The organism is Pantoea rwandensis (assembly GCF_000759475.1).
GTDB lineage: Bacteria > Pseudomonadota > Gammaproteobacteria > Enterobacterales > Enterobacteriaceae > Pantoea > Pantoea rwandensis_B.
In genome coordinates this window covers 737,210-754,726 of sequence record NZ_CP009454.1, presented here as the reverse complement: position 1 = coordinate 754,726, position 17,517 = coordinate 737,210, and the positions used below count along the sequence as shown (strand labels likewise).

Genomic DNA, 17,517 nt, shown 5'->3' with positions numbered 1-17,517 from the left:
TCCGTTATCCCTGAATTAATTGCAGATGTTCCGCCACTGGGCCGAGCGCCAGCGCGGGGATAAAGGTCAACGCCCCCACCAGCAACACGGTGCCAATCAGCAGCGCGATAAACAGTGGGCCGTGGGTCGGCAGCGTACCGTTGCCCACCGGCTGGATTTTCTTCACCGCCAGCGAACCGGCAATCGCCATCACCGGGATGATGATGCCGAAGCGCCCGATCAACATGCAGAAGGCCAGTAACAGGTTCCAGAACGGCGTGTTAGCGCTTAAGCCGGCAAAGGCACTGCCGTTGTTGTTCGCCGCCGATGAGACGGCATACAGCACTTCACTGAAGCCGTGAATGCCGGGGTTAGCCATACCAGCGCGGCCTGCATCGGTCATCATTGCCAGTGCAGTTCCCAGTAGCACCAGGGTCGGCGTCACCAGAATCGCCAGTGCGGTCATTTTCATCTCCCACACGTCGATCTTTTTACCCATGTACTCAGGTGTGCGACCAATCATCAGACCGGCAATAAATACGCCGAGCAGCACAAACAGCAGCATGCCGTACAACCCAGCACCTACGCCGCCGAACACCACTTCTCCCAGCTGCATCAGCCACATCGGCACCATTCCGCCGAGCGCGGTGAAGGAATCATGCATGGCGTTCACCGCGCCACACGACGCAGCGGTGGTGATTACCGCAAACAGGCTGGAGTTGAGGATGCCAAAGCGCGTCTCTTTGCCTTCCATGTTGATGGCGCTGTCCGCCCCCAACGTCAGGAAGTGCGGGTTGCCGCGCAGCTCCGCCCACATCACGGTCACCACTGCCAGCACAAACATGATGGTCATCGCCCACAGCAGCATATGGCCCTGACGACGGTCGCCCAGATGCTGACCAAAGGTGAAACACAGCGCAGCGGGGAGCAGGAAGATACTCAGCATCTGCACAAAGTTGGTCAGCGCGGTCGGGTTCTCAAACGGATGGGCCGAGTTAACGTTGAAGAAGCCCCCACCGTTAGTGCCCAGCATTTTAATCGCTTCCTGCGAGGCCACCGGACCGAGCGGCAGCGTTTGCTGTGCCCCTTCCAGCGTGGTGAGTGCGTGGTATGGCTCAAACGTCTGGATGCTGCCCTGATAAACGAAGAACAGCGCCATCAACAGGCTGATCGGTAATAATACATAGACGGTGATGCGCGTCAGGTCGCGCCAGGCGTTACCCAGCGTAGCCAGTGAGCGATTGGCAAACCCACGAATCAGCGCAAAGGCCACCGCGATACCGGTCGCCGCCGACAAGAAGTTTTGCACCGTGAGGCCCGCCATCTGGCTAAAGTAGCTCACCGTGCTTTCGCCGGCGTAGGCTTGCCAGTTGGTGTTAGTGACAAAACTGATGGCGGTGTTCAGCGCCAGATCCCAGCTCAGATTAGGCAGGTGTTGCGGGTTCAGTGGCAACGATCCTTGCAGCATCAAAATTGCCAGTAGCAACAAGAAACCCAGCGCATTGAACAGCAGAATCGCCAGCAGATAGTGCGGCCAGCGCATCGCGCCGTTTTCTACGCCCGCCAGCCGCCACAGCGCCCGCTCGGTTCGTGGCAGCAGCGGTTTGTCGGCCACCAGCACCGCAAGAAAACGTCCCAGCGGTTGTGCCAGCACCATCAGCACCAGCAGGAACACCGCAATCAGTAAAAACGCATTCGCAGCCATCAGAATGCCTCCGCATTAAGCAGGGCATAAATCAGGTAGCCCAACAAGATAAACACCAGCACGATGCCGGTAATCACGCCCACGCTCACAGCAACCTCCAGAGGATTTGGTAGTGCTGCAAGCATGCGCGGCGCGGCATAAAGAAGGGGTAAAAAGGCGGGAATCCGGCGTAAAGAAAGTATAAAAATGCAGTCGAATTAGGCGGTTTCCAGTGCCCAGATACGATTGAGGTCGATGTTCTGCCACAGGCTATTGTCTTCGGCCCCCGTGATACTGTCGGTGCAAAACGAATCCCCGAGATCCAGCTCTTCCGGTTTCACTTCACGTTGCGCGTGTAAAGACCAGAACACATGCACTTTGGGTTTCAGCAATGATTTTTCGCCAGCCTGCACCACCAGCGCTACGCGCCCAGACGCGAGTCGCACCAGCGATCCCACTGGATAAATGCCAATGGTGCGCACAAAGGCGTGCAATAGCGTGTTATCGAAATGGCCGCGCCAGCTCAGCATGTTGTGCATCGCTTCGGCGGGCGTCCAGCCTTTGCGGTAAGGACGATTAGAGGTGACAGCATCATAGACATCGCACACCGCGGCCATGCGGGAAAACAGCGAAATCTCTTCCCCTTTCTGGCCATGCGGATAACCACTACCGTCAAATTTCTCATGATGATGCAGCGCGATATCCAGCAGGTCTTCGCCCGCATCGGCCTCCATGAGCATCTGCGCACCAACAATCGGGTGCTGACGCATAACGGTAAACTCTTCTTCAGTGAGCTTGCCGGGTTTGTTGAGGATTTCAAGCGGCACCGCCGATTTCCCCACATCATGGAGCAATCCGCCCATGCCTACACGCCGCTGCTGGTGCTCATCAAGCCCCATTTTTTTACCCAACGAGATCATCAAACCGCACACTGCCATGGAGTGCAAATAGGTGTAATCGTCGTGATTTTTCAGCCGCGCCACGCTAAGCAGTGCCGTCGGTTCACGGGTAATCGACCCGGCAATATCGTCCACCAGATCCATCGTATAGTCGAGATCCAGCCCCTGCCCCATACGGGCTTCGTTAAACATCGCCAGTACCTGCGGCTTGCCCTGATTAAAGATGGTTTGCGCCTGGTCCAGCTCTTTAAAAAAGGGGGTTTGCGGAATGGCTTTCTTCGGCGCAGGCTTTGCAGGTGCCTGCACCGACTTATCGAGATCGATCCAGATTTGCTGGATCCCTTCGTTGCGGATCATCGCGATCTGGCGTTTATCGGTGATCAGCATTTGGTTGCGAATGCGTTTGTCCTTGAGCCACCAAACCTCGAGTTTGTGGATGAACATTCCCTGCCGCAGTTCGTCAACGTTAATCAGCTTTATCACGATATCGCTCCTTAATATCAGTGGATGGTAAGGAGAGGTATCGGCAGCTGAGCAAATATTCTTCAGGAGTGATTTGTGCGATCTTTCGCGGTGTGATTTATCGCTCATATCTCGAGCGACCGTTCAGGAGATGGATGGACAAAAAACTCAGCGAGCGGTGGCGGCACGATTCATCGTACGTGTTTACAGCCGCAGAGCTGCTGACAGATACGCAATAAATTGCGCCGCTACGCTTTTCTGTATGGGTTTAGGGTTATAACTCGTCAGGCAACCTGCATACCGCGCTGTGCCATAAAAGTGCTTAGCGGGATGACACGGCTTAACTCTTCCTGCGTGCGGGCATCATTTTCAACTTCCCATTGGTCCTGATAACGCTGGAGGTTGAGCCAGAAATCAACGGAAGTATCAAAAACGGCCGCTAAACGGTATGCCATTTCTGTAGTCAGTTTGCGATTGTTATTGACCATCGCACTGGCGGTGTTCCTGTGCACATTCAGCATCTCAGCTAAATCATTCACTTTGAGATGAAGGGGTTCGAGGAACTCATACTGCAGCACATCACCAACACTGGTGGGCTTACGTTTTGCCTGATTCATTTTTGTGTCTCTTTGCTGGTAATTTTCGACCACAAGCAGTGGTTATCGGTGGTTTTTATAAGAATGCGGATCGAGATAAAGATCGCTGGCTTCGCCATTCATCCAGCGAAATATGAGTCGATATTGCTCATTAACGCGGATGGAGTAATACCCCAGCAAAGGAGGCTTCAGGGCTTCAAAACGATTTCCGGGCGGCGAGCGCAGGTCACGATGCGTTTTAGCGGCATTGATGATATCGAGCTTACGCGCGAGCGCGGATTCAATTGTTTTGGGGAGGCACCTGTGTGGTAAGGCATAAATAAAAAATTGCTCAAGCCAATCATCCCGAAAATGTCTAATTGCACCCTTCATATGCTTCCCTGCCTGAAAATTAAATCAGGCAGGCAAGTTAACGCCGAAATGCACAATATCAAAGTGCAATATTTAACATATTATGAAGTATTCTAGCGAGATTACAAAATTATTTTGAGATTCAAGAAAACTTCATATGAACTGTGAGCAACTTAGCATTGTGCAGCCGCTACGTTTGCCTGTATGCATCGGTAACGGCGCTATTTATCATGCAGCAGAAGCTATACCACCCGCGTCAATACCGCTTCACCCTGCGAGAACGCCAGCAGGTTTTCAAACACCAGATCCGCCATCGCGGCCATGGTTTCATGGGTGCTGCTGGCGAGATGCGGAGTGATCACCACATCATCACGCTTTAGCAGTGCGGCAGGCACCGCCGGTTCGTGCTCGAACACATCCAAACCGGCACCCGCAATCTCACCGACTTCCAGCGCCGCAATCAACGCCTGCTCATCCACCACGCTGCCGCGCGCAATGTTAATCAAAAAACCTTGTGGCCCCAGCGCACGCAGCACCTCAGCATTGACCAGGTGATGCGTCGATGCGCCACCCGGCAGCGTCAATACCAGGAAATCCGCCTGCTTTGCCAGTGATAGCAGCGAGTCATGTCGCGTGTAAGGCACATCCGGGCGCGAGCGCGGGTTGTAAAAATGCACTTCCATATCAAACGCCTGCGCGCGCTTCGCCAACTGTTTACCAATACCGCCTAGCCCCACAATTCCGCACACTTTCCCGCCGACTTTCGTTGTCAGCGGATAACGTCCTTTCGCTTGCCAGTTACCGGCGCGCACATAACGATCCGATGCGCTGATGCGGCGCGCCACATCCAGCAGCAGCGCCATGCCGGTATCGGCCACGCAACTGTTGAGCACGCCTGGCGTGTTAGTCACCACAATGCCACGCGCTTCGGCAGCCGCGATATCAATGGCGTCGTAGCCGACACCATTACTGCAAATCACTTTCAGATTGGGCAAACGCGCCAGCAATTCTGCATTGGCACCCATTAGCGCATTACCGCTGGTCACCAGTGCATCGATGCTGGCACCGTGTTCTGCCAGCCAGGCCGCCTGGTCTTCCTGCTGCCACAGGCGCGAGGTAGTGAAATGCGCGTCGAGATTATCCTGCAGCCGCTGCGGCAACAGCGGCCCTTTCAGCAGCACGTTAAACGGCTTTGATCCCATCTTGTTTCCCCTGAGTTTCGTAGGATGTTGCAGACGAATCCTGCTCGTCGCCGACACGTTCAATCGGGCCCATGACCAGCAGGAACAGCAGCGCCGCGACAATGCAATGCGCGCCAACGAACACCAATCCAATACTGTAGCTACCGGTCACACCAACGATGATGCCAAACAGCAGTGGCGTGATAAATCCGGCCATATTCCCGATACCATTAAAGATCGCGCCCGCCAGACCCACCGCTTCTTTCGGTGCGGTATCGCTAACAATCGTCCAGGTTCCCGCGCCCGCCGCTACGCCTTTGCCAAAGAAGGCAAACGACATAATGGCGATAATGCCGGCATTGGTCGGGATCACGGCTGCCAGAATCAGCGAGGCGGCCATCAGCATGCCGACGATATAGGGCGTTTTGCGCGCCCACGACAGGCTCCAGCCGTTAGCCAGCAATTTGTCAGAGATGTAACCGCCGCTGATGCCACCAAGGAAGCCAAACAGCGCCGGTGCAATGGTGGCAAAGCCCGCTTCCATGATGTTCATGCCGCGTGCCTGCACCAGGTAAATCGGGAACCAGGTGATAAAGAAGTAGCTGAGCGCAATGATGCAGTACTGCCCGATATAGGCGCACCACAGCATGCGATTGCTGAGCAAGGTCTTGAACATCGCTTTGCTCAGCGGTGGGCGGGCTTTCAGCGTTTGCGCTGAATCGATATCCACCAGCGCACCCCCCTCCTCAATATATTTCAACTCTGCGGCTGACACATGCGGATGCTGTTTTGGGCTGCGCATATACCAACCCCACACAAACACCGCCAGCACGCCAATGCCACCCAGCACAAAGAACGGCCACTCCCAACCGAAGCGAGACACCAGCCAGCCGGAGAGCGGCGAGAAGATGGCAACGGCAAAATACTGCGCTGAGGCAAACAGCGATGAGGCTCGGCCACGTTCGGCGCCGGGGAACCACATGATTACCGCACGGGCATTGGCCGGAAAACTCGGCGCTTCAATCAGGCCGAGCGCGAAGCGCAGCGCAAACATCAACACCAGCGCCATGGTCATGCCGTTGGAAAATTCGCCAATAAAGCCCATTAAAATGGTAGAAACCGACCACAGCGCCAGCGTCACGCCGTAGACTTTTTTAGTGCCGAAGCGGTCAAGGAATATCCCACCGGGGATCTGACCGATCACATACGCCCAGCTAAACGCCGAGAGGATCAGGCCCAGCTGGATCGCCGACAGACCAAACTCCTCTTTGATCGCCGATCCGGAGATCGACAAGATCGAACGATCGGCATACGCCACCACGGACAGAAACAGGATCAGGCAGAGGATCCAGATACGCACATGGCTGTTCTCATTGCGGTTTTTGCTTAGTAACATGGCTGAACCCCTTGATGAAGGAGCGTCCTGCTCCGAAGCGATGATGTTCAGGAATACCGCTTAAATTTCACTGTTCAGCAACTATAGAGAGCCAGATGTGAGGTGGTCATTGTGCGAATGGAGGAATCCTTGCGGTAATTTTGCGTCCGTTTTGGCATCTGCCACAAAGCAGGGTGCGGCGCTGCACAGAACCTTAAATAAGCCGATGCTTTTGCACCGGAATGTGCGCCAGCTCTGAGAAAAACCTTCGCAACATCACTATGAGCCTGCAAATCATCATCCACCGGCTCGTCACATGAGGCCGCCAGCATGATGCACCCGCGAGCAAAATGTGCGCTTAGCTGCAAAATCCATACATGTTGATTGTCAGGGTCCTTACCGCCCCGTAGTCTGAAAATGATTTCATTGAGCCATTTTAACTCTCATTGAAACATTCATTCTAATAACAAGCTTACCCTGGAGTCCGCGATGAAAACCCTCAAGGCGATACTGTTGCTTGGCCTGCTGTCCAGTTCTGCCTCCGCTTTGGCAGAGAAAATCGGCGTATCAATGGCGTATTTCGATCAGAACTTTTTAACCATTATTCGCCAGTCGATTGATAAAGAGGCCAAGGCGCGCGGACTCGATGTGCAATTTGAAGATGCGCGCGGCGACGTTGGCCGTCAGACCGATCAGGTGCAGAGCTTTATCGGGGCGGGCGTCGACGCCATCATCGTCGATCCGGTGGATTCCGCCAGCACGCCGCAGCTGACCAGGCTGGCACAACAGGCAAAAATCCCGCTGGTGTATGTCAACCGCACGCCAGGCGACAAAACGCTGCCCACGGGCGTGGTGTTTGTCGGTTCGGATGAGCGCGAGTCCGGCACGTTGCAAATGGAAGCCCTGGCGAAAATGGCCAACTACAAAGGCAATGTGGCGATCATGATCGGTAATCTGACTGATGCGGGCGCGCTGCAACGCACCAAAGATGTGGAGCAGGTGGTGGCGAAATATCCGGGCATGAAAGTGGTGCAGAAGCAGCCGGCCAACTATGCACGTAATGAAGGCATGGATCTGATGCTCAACTGGATCGGTAACGGCGAGGCGATTGATATCGTCGCCGCTAACAACGATGAAATGGCGATTGGTGCTGCGATGGCGCTGGCGAAGAGCAACAAGAAGATTCTGGTCGGCGGGATCGATGCCACGCCGGATGGTCTGAAAGCCATGGCGCAGGATAAAATGCAGGTCACCGTGTTCCAGGATGCGATTGGTCAGGGTAAAGCCTCGGTGGATGTGGCGCAGAAGCTGATTAAAGGCGAGAAAGTGGATTCACACGTCTGGATCCCGTTCGAGCTGGTGACCAAAGAGAACATGCAGAAGTACGTGGAGAAGAGTCAGTAACGTTTGCACGGTCGCCATAAATGGCGACCCTACGAACCCCTCATCCCCTCCGTAGGGTGCGCATTTATGCGCACCTGGCCAAATATCGCACAAGCCTTAATGACGCATTTATGCACACCTGCCCAAATACCGCACAAGCTTTAATGACGCATTTATGCGCACCTGGCCAAATACCGCACAAGCCTTAATGACGCCTTTATGCGCACCTGGCCAAATACCGCACAAGCCTTAATGACGCCTTTATGCGCGCCTGATCAAAGCCCGCACGTCACTTAATCGCGCAGTTTCGCCATCACCACGATGTCGTGATACTCGCCCTCACGCAGACAGGCTTTGCGTTTCACCCCTTCCTGCTCAAAACCCAGACGCTGATAGAGGCGCAGCGCTCGTGCGTTATCGTGAAACGCTTCCAGCTCAATACGTACTATGCCGAGCCAGTTAAAGGCATAATCCATGGCGTTACGAATCAGTTTCTCACCGATGCCCCGCCCGCCAAACGCCGGATCGACGCTGATACCAAAACTGATGCTGTGGCGCGTGCGCGGCCGCTGCTCAACAAACAGCGTTAGCTCGCCCACCATCTGGCCATCAATTTCGGCCACAAAGCCGATATAGCCTGCCGCGTCCATGTTCTCGAATTTTTTCTGCCAGGTTTGCACACTGGGAAACGGCAACTGCGTGGTCCAGCGAAAGACCTCAGGGTGGCTGTAAAGGCGTTGGTATGCAGCCGCATCGGTTGGTTCGCGACCGCGAATGATCAGATCCATGTCGGTAATCCCTTTCAATTGCACTAAGCTGTTAACTCTTACCAAACGGAAAGAGTGACTGTATGTTGTATCGTCGTTTTGAACGTTTTATCAATATTTTCCAGGATGCACCAACCGATTCTCCCCCTTCCAGCGTCTGGCCGTTTTACCTCTATTATCTGCGTCAGGTGTGGCCGAGCTTTGTCGCCCTGCTGATTGTGGGATTAGCGCAGGCGCTGATTGAAGTGGCGCTGTTCAGCTACCTCAGCCGCATCATCGATTTAGTGAATCACTCAACGCCCGCCACGCTGTTCACCGACAACTGGCAGGTACTGCTATGGATGGGTTTTGTCGCGCTGATTCTGCGGCCGGTGATTATCGCGCTGCACGATATGCTGGTGCATCAAAGCATTAACCCGAGCATGACCAGCATGATCCGTTGGCAGCACCACAACTACGTGCTGCGTCAGAGCCTGAACTTCTTCCAGAACGATTTCGCCGGGCGCATCGCTCAGCGCATCATGCAGACCGGTAACTCCCTGCGCGATTCCGCAGTGCAGCTGGTGGATGCCATCTGGCATGTGGTGATCTACGCCGTGACGTCACTGGTGCTGTTCGCCGAAGCCGACTGGCGTTTGATGATTCCGCTGATTATCTGGATCGTTGCCTATAGCGTCTCGCTGAGCTTCTTTGTGCCGCGCGTAAAGCAGCGTTCGGTGGTTTCTTCAGAAGCGCGTTCTAAATTGATGGGCACCATAGTCGATGGCTACACCAACATCGCCACCATCAAACTGTTCGCGCACAACGATTTGGAAAAGCGCTACGCGCGCGAAGCGATTCAGGAGCAAACCGACAAAACCCAGCACGCCAGCCGCATGGTCACCACCATGGATATCACGCTGTCGACGCTGAATGGCCTGTTGATTGTCAGCACTTCCGGGCTGGCACTGTGGCTGTGGAGCCAGTCGCTGATCAGCGTCGGTGCGATTGCATTAGCCACCGGCCTGGTGATTCGCCTGGTGAACATGTCCGGCTGGATTATGTGGGTGGTGAACGGCATCTTTGAAAACATCGGCATGGTGCAGGATGGATTGAACACCATCGCGCAGCCGCTGAGTGTGCAGGATGAACCGCAGGCGAAAAACCTGCAGGTGACGAGCGGGCAGATTCGATTTGAAGATGTACGCTTTGATTACGGCGGCAGCCGCCAGGTGATCAATCGCCTCAACCTGAATATTAAACCGGGTGAAAAAATCGGTTTGATTGGGCCATCCGGCGCGGGTAAATCAACAATGGTGAACCTGCTGCTGCGACTGTACGACATCAACGGCGGGCGTATCCTGATTGACGATCACAACATCGCCGAAGTGACGCAAGAGAGTCTGCGCGGCCAGATTGGCATGATTACTCAGGACACCTCACTGCTGCATCGTTCGATTCGAGAAAACCTGTTGTACGGGCGACCGAACGCCACGGAAGATGAACTGCAGGCGGCGATTATTCGCGCCCGCGCCGACGAGTTCATTCCGCTGCTGTCCGATCCACAGGGCCGCACCGGGCTGGATGCACATGTGGGTGAGCGCGGGGTGAAACTGTCGGGCGGTCAGCGTCAACGTATCGCCATCGCCCGCGTGCTCCTGAAAGACGCACCGATTCTGATTATGGATGAGGCGACTTCCGCCCTCGATTCTGAGGTAGAAGCGGCGATTCAGGAGAGCCTGGAAACGCTGATGCAAGGCAAAACGGTGATTGCGATTGCGCACCGGCTCTCAACTATCGCCAAAATGGACCGACTGGTGGTGCTGGATAAAGGCGAGATTGTTGAGATGGGTAACCACCGCGAGCTGCTGGCGCACAATGGGCTATATGCGCGCTTGTGGCAACATCAGACCGGCGGCTTTGTCGGCGAAGATTAATCGCCGCGTCGATACGGCAGGGCTTCGCGCGCCTCAATGGCATAGGCGCGAATCCCTGCTCGTTCCTGCACTAAATACTCTTCTACGGCTTCACGCAATCCCGGATGGCACAGGTAGTGCCATGAATGGGTAATCTGCGGTTCGAAGCCGCGCACCAGTTTGTGCTCGCCCTGCGCACCGGCATCAAAACGCTGTAATCCTTCGGCAATGGCGAAATCCATGCCCTGATAAAAGCAGGTTTCAAAGTGCAGACGGTCAAACTCTGCCAGACAGCCCCAGTAACGCCCGTACAGCGAATTGCCATCCACCAGATAGAACGCCATGGCGGCCGGATGGCCCTGCAGCGTGGCCATGACTACGCGAATCGAGCGCGGCATGCGTTCGGCCAGCAGGCTAAAGAATTGCCGGGTGAGGTAAGGACGCTGACCACGTACCGCATAGGTGTTGGCGTAGCAGGTGTAGACGAAATCCCACTGATCTTCGCTGAGTTCGTCACCACGATACCAGTTGAACTCAAAGCCGCTGCTTTGCACCTGCTCCCGCTCTTTACGCAGCTGTTTACGTTTGCGTGACATCAGCGTGTCGAGGAAGTCCTGAAAATCGCGGTAGCCTTTATTATGCCAGTGATACTGGATGCCGAGACGCGCGAGCCAGTCGGGCTGCTGTTCCATCACATCGTTGGCGAACGGCGTGGTGAAATTGATATGTGCACCGCTCAGGCCATGCTGTACCAGTTCATCAGGCAACGCCGCGAGCAGTTGGCTGATAGCGGCTCCTTCACCCAATAAACGCGCACCGGTGACCGGGCTAAACGGGATCGCACCCAGCCATTTTGGATAGTATTGAATGCCGGCGCGGTGGCAGGCATCGGCCCACGCATGATCGAATACGTATTCACCTTGCGAATTGCGTTTGCGATAGCCCGGCAGCGCGGCGCTGAGCACGCCCTTTTCCCGCCACAGTAAGTGATCCGGTTGCCAGCCGTTTTCCGGCCGCACGCTGCCGCTCTCTTCCAGCGTGAGCAGAAAGGCATGGCGTAGAAACGGTTGATCGTCAGGTAACAGCGCATCCCATTCGAGGGCGGAAATCTCCGCCAGCGATGACAGATGAAGCAAAGACATGCATGGCTCCCGGCCAGCTAAAGGCAAGGTGCTAGTTCAACAGGTTTTGCTGCGCGGGAAAAGATGCGGCGCACTGAATGTATAGCGGCATTGTTCGGTGAGGTGCGCATAAAGACACATCCTTCGTTCCTGCAATATCGCAATTTATGGCAACGATTACATTGAGCGCACGCGATAAACAGAAATCCCGCCCAATCACGTATACTCACCCTTTTCACCTCAGGAACCGCCATGGATCGCCTCGATTGTGACCGCATGTTTGTCGCTGTGCTGGAAGTCGGCAGTTTTGCTGGTGCCGCCGAGCGCCTTGGCACCAGCAGCGGGCAGGCGTCCAAGCTGGTTTCCCGGCTGGAACAAGAACTGGGCGTGCAGTTGTTTAAACGCAGCACGCGTGCACTGTCACCCACGGAAGTGGGTCGTGCCTATTACGAACGCGTGAAAACGCTGCTGGAGGCGTTCGACACGCTGGATGCCACGGTGCGAGAAAACGCCACCACGCCGACGGGGCGCTTAAAAATCAGCGCTCCCGGCACCTTTGGTACCGCGGTGCTCGCCAGCGTACTCGTGGCGTTTGCACGTCACTATCCGCTCATTGAACTGGATGTTAACTTCTCCGATCGTGCAGTGAACATCGTCGATGAGGGCTTCGATATGGCGATTCGCATTGGCAAGCTGGATGACAGCAGTCTGATTGCACGTCGTCTGGGCGATGTGCCGATTCGCGTGGCGGCCTCGCCGGGCTATCTACTGCAACACAGCACACCGCAGCACTGGCGTGACCTCGCGACGCATCAATGTATTAGCGACACCAACTTCCGCGATCCCTGGCACTGGCCATTTGTTACACCCTGCGGCGACAGTGTCAGCATGCCGATTCGTGGCCGCTTGTGTTTCTCCAATACCGAAGCTTGTTTGCAGGCAGCGATTGCCGGATTAGGTATCGCCCGTCTGCCGGGTTTTATTGCCGCACCGGCGTTGCAACGCGGTGAAATCGTCTCGCTGCTGGAAAACTTCGCCACGCCGCCGATGGGGCTGTTTGCCCTCTATCCTCCCGCCCGCCATCTGGCGCAGAAAACTCGCTTACTGATTGATTTCCTCGCCGATCATTTCCAGCAGCATCCTCCCGGCTGATTCCTTCCAATTTGGAAGCAATGAAAGCCGTTTTGCCCGGATTATCACCTAACCAGCAGCGCGGTATGCTCACTCCATCACCAGAGAGGAGTCGAGCATATGTTGGTTAACGGTAAGTGGAGCGCAGAGTGGCATCCGGTTCAAGCCACCGATAAACAGGGCGGATTTGTCCGTCAGACGTCCAGTTTTCGCCACTGGATTACCGCAGACGGCTCCAGCGAATTTGCCGCCGAGCCGGATCGCTATCATCTGTATGTTGCGCTGATCTGCCCCTGGGCTTCACGCACACTGGTGGCGCGCAGCCTGAAAGGGCTGGAAAACGTCATCAGCGTCTCGGTGGTCGAGCCGCAATTGGGTGCACAAGGCTGGCATTTTGGTGATTATCCGGGTGCTGATCGTGACTGGCTCAATAAAGCCGAATACATCCATGAGTTATATACCCGCGCCGATGCTGACTTTACCGGCCGCGCGACCGTGCCAGTACTGTGGGATAAAAAGACGCAGACCATTGTGAACAACGAATCTGCTGACATCCTGCGTATGCTCAACAGCGGGTTTGGCGATCTGGCAGACAACAGCCTCGATCTTTATCCAGAGGATCTGCGTGCTGAGATCGACGCGATCAACGCATCGATCTATCCACGTCTTAACAACGGCGTGTATCGCACTGGTTTTGCCACTACGCAGGTGAGCTATCAGCAGGCGTTTAATGATGTGTTCAGCCAGTTAGACGAACTTGAACAGCGTATGAAAGATGGCCGTACCTTCCTGCTCGGCGAGCGCCTGACTGAAGCCGATATCCGTTTGTTCGTGACGCTGGTGCGTTTTGACGTTGCCTATCATGGCCTGTTCAAATGCAACCTGCGCCGTCTGCGCGACTATCCGCTGCTCGATCGCTATCTGAAGAGTATGCTGGCAGTTTCAGGTGTGCGTCAGACAGTGAACACCGACCATATCAAACAGGGTTACTATTCGATTAAGGCGCTGAACCCGAATGGGATTGTGCCGGCGGGCCCGGATATGGCGGATTACGGACTTTAAGGAGCAGGATGATGGTAAAAGCGTTGGTGATTTTTTTACATGGTGTGGGCAGTAATGGCGACGATCTGGCGGTACTCGGCCAGCATTGGGCCAGCCTGCTGCGGGATGTGGCCTTTGCCTCGCCGAACGCGCCCTATCCATTTGAACATGCGATGGGTTATCAATGGTTTAGCCTGACGGGCATTACCCCAGAAAATCGTCCTGCTCGCGTGCGTCAAGCCCGGGCGGCGTTTGATGAAACACTGCAACAGCTGATGGCGCAGCACGGTATGGCGGATGCCTGGGATAAAGTGATTCTGGTGGGCTTTTCTCAGGGTTCGATCATGGCGCTGGATGCACTGGCATCTGGCCGTTATCCGCTGGCGGGCGTGGTGGCGTTTTCCGGCCGATTGTCTTTTGAGGGTGCATTAACACCCAACCCGCAGACCCCGGCCCTGCTGATTCACGGCAAAGTGGATGATGTGATTCCGTTTAGCGAGAGTGAATCTGCGGTAGCGCGTCTGCAGGCGGCAGGCGTCACGGTGGAAGCGCGCTATGAAGCCGCTACCGGCCACACCATTTCGTCACAGGGTGCGATGCAGGCAGCCGCATTCATTGCCCAGTGTTTGCAGGACTAAGGCCAGTAGCGATTCAATGCGCGCCAGGCTTGTTGCGCGGCCACTTCCGGCGGTTGCGCTTTCAGCCCATCGTTAAACACTTCAATGCCGACCGGGCCACGATAGCTGGCGCTTTTTAGCTTATCGACAAAGCGATCCACTTCAATAATGCCGTCACCGGGCAATAAGCGCTGGTGACGCGCAAAATCGCTCAGCGCGCCCCTCTCTTGCGGCGGCATCTCTGCCATATCACACAGCTGCACTTCATAGATACGATCGGCAGGAATGCCATCCAGCTGCGAGGCATCACCGCCTAAAGCACAGATGTGGAACAGATCGACCACTAGTCCAATATTCGGCTGGTCCAGACGCTGCAATCGTTCCCACGCCAGCGGCAGCGTATTATCCACGCTGCACCACGCCATGGGTTCGTACATGATGCGCATGTTATAGCGCGCGGCTTCCGAGGCCATCCAACGCAGATCTTCATCGATGCGCTCCGCCACGCAATCTTCACGCGTGGTGGCCGGTGCCTGAATGGTGTTGCAACCGATAGACTGCGCAATCTGGATAAACTGCCGCAGCTCTTCACGCTTCTGTAAACGTTCGCGGTCAGGGCTGCCGGTAAAGTCGCGCAGTACCTGAACATTGGTAAATCCCAGGTTTAACTCTTGGGCCAGCTGCGGCGTACTGGCCTCCACATCATCCCGCCAGATTTCGACCTGTTCGAAACCGGCGGCACGGGCCGCGCGCAGTTTCTGCTCAGGTTCACCGTTTAACAACACCAGGTTAAGGAATTTGGGGTTACTTCGCATCAACGGGCTCCCTAATCGTCCGGATAAATCGGTGACAGGTTCTGCTTGTCACGCAAACAGAACAGCGACCAGTATCTACCTCTTAGGCGTTATTTCAAGCCCGTGATGCGCAGGGCCTTTATCCCAGCAGATTCACCACCGCAAAGCCGGCGAAGGTCATCAGCACAGACCCCACTACGTGAACCATGACGCTCGACATTGCCCACAGATATTTACCGGATTGCAGCATCACCATGATCTCTGCGGAAAAGGCCGAGAAGGTGGTGAGGCCCCCGCAGAAGCCGGTGATAATCAGCAGCTTCCATGCGGGATCGAGGTGAGGATTTTTCATCAGCCACGCCATGGCGCCACCGATAATAAATCCACCGATCAGGTTCACCATCAAGGTGCCCGGCGGCAGATTAGGGAACAGTGCATTAAAGCGAATCGAGATGAGCCAGCGCAGCGTGCAGCCCACGGCACCACCGAGCACAACAGCCAGTAACGACTTCAACATACTTTTGGAGCTCCTGAAATGAGTTACGCGCAGGGCCGCGGCAGGACAGAAAAACGCCTGACACACCGCCGTCTCCCGCGCAGGGATACGAGTGTTGTCAGGCGTCATCAGCCGTCTGTTTCCAGAACGGCGGTTGGGGAAGGTGGCACGCCATCACCTTAGGGGGACGATAATACGCTGGCGCAGCGGGGGTGACAATATCGGAGGGCTAATCCCTCGTGACCTGGATAAGGTCTTTCAACAACTCTTCTCGCGTCATTCCCGTATTTGCTGCTTTATCTTTCTCTGAGAGAGCAAGTAAGGTGAGTAAAGCACAGAGTTCCTGGTAACGCTGGCCTTGACCAGATGGCGCAATGAATATCAGCGATTTTATTATCATGCATATTCCTGATTAATTTTCGCGTTTATAGCACATTCATCATCTTGATATTTTTGCTTCACTTCCATTTATACAAAATTGGAGATCCCGATGCGTACCCTGATTTTTGACACTGATATTGGCGTGGATGACGCTTTTGCGCTGGCCTATGCGGCTAAGACTCAGCAGCTGTTGGGCATCACCACGGTATTCGGTAATGTGGCGGTGGGCCAGGCGGTGAAAAATGCCCGGCTGTTCTGCGAAATGATGGGGATTGAAGCATCGGTGTATCGCGGCTGCTCGCGTCCGCTGGCGTTGGCCCCTTCGGCACCCGCCACGCTGCACGGTCTGGATGGATTGGGTGATGCGTTCGAGAACTCACACAGTGAAGAAGCACCCAGCGCGGTGCAGTTCATTATTGATAGCGTGCGCGCGCAGCCTCATGCCATCACCATCGTGGCGATTGGTCCGCTGACCAATATCGCCAGCGCCATCAATCAAGCGCCGGATATCATTCCACTGGTGAAAGAGTTAGTGATCATGGGCGGTGCCTTTGGCACTGACGGCCATTCCGGTAACGTCTCACCGTTTGCCGAGTTCAATATCTGGAAAGATCCGCATGCTGCCGATCAGGTGCTGGCCTCGGCGCTGCCGGTGGTGGTACTCCCGCTGGATGTGACGCACAAGGTGCTGATTACCGGCGATGAAGTGCGGCAGTTAAATCAACCGGTATTGAGCGCCATCTGCCGTCCTTATCTGGCCTACAGCCTGCAAAAAGAAGGGTTTGATGGCATGGCGCTGCATGACACCTTGACACTTTCCTGGCTGGCATTGCCGCAGGCGTTTACCGTGACCGAAGCACCAGTGCGCGTGATAACGGAAGGCATCAGTCGTGGCCAAACAGTACGGCGTCTCAGCGCCCTCGCCTCACGTGAAGATCCGTTTGCCGGACTCCGCCCACAGCGCTTGTGCCTCGGCGTGGATGCTGAAGCGGTGCGAGAACACTTTTTTGCCGCATTGCGGGCATGAGATTGATGATCGCTATCAATGGCGTAATGCTTGCCCGTTAAGCGCCGGGTGATAACGCAGTCTGGTACCGTTCCGGGGCTGGCTGCTCTGAACTTTCAGTGCGTATTGTCAAAAACGGCACGATGGTTGAGGCCAGAGCGCCTCTGCTGCTGCAAGGGCTATCCGCAGCGCTGAGGCTTTTACGTTGGGCCAGTCGCAGGGATGCGACTGGCAGTTCGGGTTGGCCTGGATGGCCTTACCCGAACGGTCCGTAGGCACGACGTGGAAGCCGAAGGCACCGCGTCAGCGGCGCGAGGACAGCCCGGCAGCAGCAGAGGTGCTCTGGCCCGCATTGGCG

The 17,517-nt window shown here is 55.5% G+C and carries 17 protein-coding genes and 1 riboswitch; of the genes, 6 read left to right on the top strand and 11 right to left on the bottom strand.

Translation table 11 applies throughout. The annotated features are described in order from the left end of the window. Positions 1-4 precede the first annotated feature (4 nt). From kdpA to LH22_RS03330, 7 genes are all read right to left on the bottom strand, one after another. Positions 5-1,684 (bottom strand): potassium-transporting ATPase subunit KdpA, encoded by a 1,680-nt coding sequence (kdpA, locus tag LH22_RS03355; RefSeq protein ID WP_038644210.1) that lies wholly within the window; start codon positions 1,682-1,684, stop codon positions 5-7. Next, positions 1,684-1,773, bottom strand: a complete 90-nt coding sequence (gene kdpF, locus LH22_RS20015) for a K(+)-transporting ATPase subunit F (RefSeq protein WP_064511346.1) — start codon at positions 1,771-1,773, stop codon at positions 1,684-1,686. The genes kdpA and kdpF overlap by 1 nt, the downstream gene beginning before the upstream one ends. A 108-nt stretch (positions 1,774-1,881) precedes the next feature. Next, positions 1,882-3,045: an HD-GYP domain-containing protein gene (locus tag LH22_RS03350; RefSeq protein WP_038644209.1), complete on the bottom strand. Its 1,164-nt coding sequence runs from the start codon at positions 3,043-3,045 to the stop codon at positions 1,882-1,884. Between the two features lie 263 nt (positions 3,046-3,308). Continuing rightward, positions 3,309-3,641: a HigA family addiction module antitoxin gene (locus LH22_RS03345; RefSeq protein WP_038644208.1), complete on the bottom strand. Its 333-nt coding sequence runs from the start codon at positions 3,639-3,641 to the stop codon at positions 3,309-3,311. Positions 3,642-3,683: 42 nt separating this feature from the next. Continuing rightward, entirely contained in the window at positions 3,684-3,992 is a 309-nt protein-coding gene (locus tag LH22_RS20010; RefSeq protein WP_071845581.1) for a type II toxin-antitoxin system RelE/ParE family toxin, read from the bottom strand. Positions 3,993-4,213: 221 nt separating this feature from the next. After that, the gene (locus tag LH22_RS03335; RefSeq protein WP_038644206.1) at positions 4,214-5,173 is read right to left on the bottom strand and encodes a 2-hydroxyacid dehydrogenase; all 960 of its coding nucleotides are present in this window, start codon (positions 5,171-5,173) and stop codon (positions 4,214-4,216) included. Then, entirely contained in the window at positions 5,154-6,548 is a 1,395-nt protein-coding gene (locus LH22_RS03330; protein WP_038644205.1) for an MFS transporter, read from the bottom strand. The genes LH22_RS03335 and LH22_RS03330 overlap by 20 nt, the downstream gene beginning before the upstream one ends. A 468-nt stretch (positions 6,549-7,016) precedes the next feature. Here LH22_RS03330 and LH22_RS03325 point away from each other — a divergent pair, with 468 nt between their 5' ends. After that, positions 7,017-7,931: a sugar ABC transporter substrate-binding protein gene (locus LH22_RS03325; protein WP_038644204.1), complete on the top strand. Its 915-nt coding sequence runs from the start codon at positions 7,017-7,019 to the stop codon at positions 7,929-7,931. Positions 7,932-8,203: 272 nt separating this feature from the next. On the opposite strand, the gene LH22_RS03320 is transcribed toward LH22_RS03325, so the two are convergent. After that, positions 8,204-8,698: a GNAT family N-acetyltransferase gene (locus LH22_RS03320; RefSeq protein ID WP_038644203.1), complete on the bottom strand. Its 495-nt coding sequence runs from the start codon at positions 8,696-8,698 to the stop codon at positions 8,204-8,206. Positions 8,699-8,760: 62 nt separating this feature from the next. Between LH22_RS03320 and LH22_RS03315 the strand changes: the two genes are divergently transcribed. Further along, the gene (locus LH22_RS03315) at positions 8,761-10,593 is read left to right on the top strand and encodes an ABC transporter ATP-binding protein (protein ID WP_038644202.1); all 1,833 of its coding nucleotides are present in this window, start codon (positions 8,761-8,763) and stop codon (positions 10,591-10,593) included. On the opposite strand, the gene LH22_RS03310 is transcribed toward LH22_RS03315, so the two are convergent. Beyond that, positions 10,590-11,714: a GNAT family N-acetyltransferase gene (locus tag LH22_RS03310; protein ID WP_038644201.1), complete on the bottom strand. Its 1,125-nt coding sequence runs from the start codon at positions 11,712-11,714 to the stop codon at positions 10,590-10,592. The genes LH22_RS03315 and LH22_RS03310 overlap by 4 nt on opposite strands. Before the next feature lie 231 nt (positions 11,715-11,945). Between LH22_RS03310 and LH22_RS03305 the strand changes: the two genes are divergently transcribed. The 3 genes from LH22_RS03305 (at position 11,946) to LH22_RS03295 (ending at position 14,503) form a co-directional block, all read left to right on the top strand. Beyond that, a complete protein-coding gene (locus LH22_RS03305) occupies positions 11,946-12,845 on the top strand; it encodes a LysR family transcriptional regulator (protein WP_038644200.1) in 900 nt (299 codons plus the stop codon). 99 nt (positions 12,846-12,944) lie between these two features. Further along, positions 12,945-13,886, top strand: a complete 942-nt coding sequence (locus LH22_RS03300; protein WP_038644199.1) for a glutathione S-transferase family protein — start codon at positions 12,945-12,947, stop codon at positions 13,884-13,886. An 11-nt stretch (positions 13,887-13,897) separates the two neighbouring features. Continuing rightward, on the top strand, positions 13,898-14,503 hold the full coding sequence (locus tag LH22_RS03295; protein ID WP_038644198.1) for an alpha/beta hydrolase: 606 nt from the start codon (positions 13,898-13,900) through the stop codon (positions 14,501-14,503). On the opposite strand, the gene LH22_RS03290 is transcribed toward LH22_RS03295, so the two are convergent. Next, positions 14,500-15,297 carry a sugar phosphate isomerase/epimerase family protein gene (locus LH22_RS03290; RefSeq protein ID WP_038644196.1) on the bottom strand — a complete coding sequence of 266 codons (798 nt, stop codon included), beginning with the start codon at positions 15,295-15,297 and terminating at the stop codon, positions 14,500-14,502. The two genes, LH22_RS03295 and LH22_RS03290, sit on opposite strands and share 4 nt — an antisense overlap. Before the next feature lie 118 nt (positions 15,298-15,415). Beyond that, on the bottom strand, positions 15,416-15,793 hold the full coding sequence (gene crcB / locus LH22_RS03285; protein ID WP_038644194.1) for a fluoride efflux transporter CrcB: 378 nt from the start codon (positions 15,791-15,793) through the stop codon (positions 15,416-15,418). Positions 15,794-15,884: 91 nt separating this feature from the next. Next, a riboswitch (Fluoride riboswitch) is annotated at positions 15,885-15,960 on the bottom strand. 302 nt (positions 15,961-16,262) lie between these two features. Between crcB and LH22_RS03280 the strand changes: the two genes are divergently transcribed. Beyond that, a complete protein-coding gene (locus tag LH22_RS03280; protein WP_038644192.1) occupies positions 16,263-17,180 on the top strand; it encodes a nucleoside hydrolase in 918 nt (305 codons plus the stop codon). Positions 17,181-17,517: the final 337 nt, after the last annotated feature.